This window comes from Dietzia sp. DQ11-71 (assembly GCF_014144995.1).
Classification (GTDB): Bacteria; Actinomycetota; Actinomycetes; order Mycobacteriales; family Mycobacteriaceae; genus Dietzia; species Dietzia kunjamensis.
The window spans coordinates 1-1,044 of the sequence record NZ_JAALDT010000527.1; the positions used below are offsets into that span (position 1 = coordinate 1).

Sequence of the window (1,044 nt, forward strand, 5' to 3'; positions counted from 1 at the left end):
CTAGGCACTAATCGGTGGGCTATCGTCGCGGTGTGAGCCCGTGGGTGCGGAAGGTCAGGACGGCGTCGGGTGCGACGGCGGTCCAGATCGCCGAGTCGGTTCATGGCCGTCGCCGAGTCGTCGAGCACATCGGGTCCGCGCACACCGAGGGCGAGCTGGCGGCCTTGATCGCCGTGGCCAGGGGCAAGATCACCGCCGGCCAGCAGCCCGTGGACCTCGGCCTGGAGCCCGAGTCGCAGGTGCGTGCAAGTGGTGACGCGGTGGTGCGCCGGCACTCCAGCCAGCTGCTGTGGCAGGCGTTGACCAGCACGTTCGACGCACTCGGCTTCGATGCCGTGGCCGATGAGACGTTCAAAGCGCTGGTGTGCGCGCGATTGGTCGAGGCGACCAGCAAGCTGGATACGATCCGGGTCCTGGAAGACATTGGGATCGACGCTCCACATCGCAACACGATCAACGCGAGCCTGGCTCGCTGCGTTGAGCGCGACTACCGCACCGTGTTGGCGACCGCCTGCTGGAAGCATGTCACCGGCGCCGGCGGGCCTGGCGTAGCGCTGGTGTTGTACGACCTGACCACGTTGTACTTCGAGGCCGAGAAGGAAGACGGACTTCGAAAGGTCGGGATGAGCAAGGAACGCCGCGTCGACCCGCAGATCACCGTCGGCTTACTGGTGGCCCGGGACGGGTTTCCGCTGGATATTCATGTGTTCGAGGGCAACAAGGCCGAGACGAAGACGCTGATCCCAGTCATCACCGCCTTCCAGCAGCGCCACGGCATCGCCGACATGGTCGTGGTCGCCGACGCCGGCATGCTCTCAGCGGCCAATCTCAATGCCCTGGAGGACGCCGGGCTGTCGTTCATCGTCGCCTCCCGCACCTCGAAGGCCCCGAAGGAGCTCGAGGACCACTTCGGCCGCCGCAAAAACGCCATACCGGACGGAGAGATCGTCGAGCTGATCCGCCCGATGGGCCAGGGCCGGGATCGGCGCGACCGTAGGGTGGTGTGGCACTACAAGTGGCAACGAGCCCAGAGGGACTACCGCA

The 1,044-nt window shown here is 66.2% G+C and carries 1 protein-coding gene; it reads left to right on the forward strand.

Annotated features, from left to right (window positions below; all coding sequences use genetic code 11):
* Nucleotides 1-32: 32 nt before the first annotated feature.
* On the forward strand, nt 33-1,044 hold a 1,012-nt coding region (locus G6023_RS15625; protein WP_182636398.1), incomplete at its 3' end, for an IS1634 family transposase.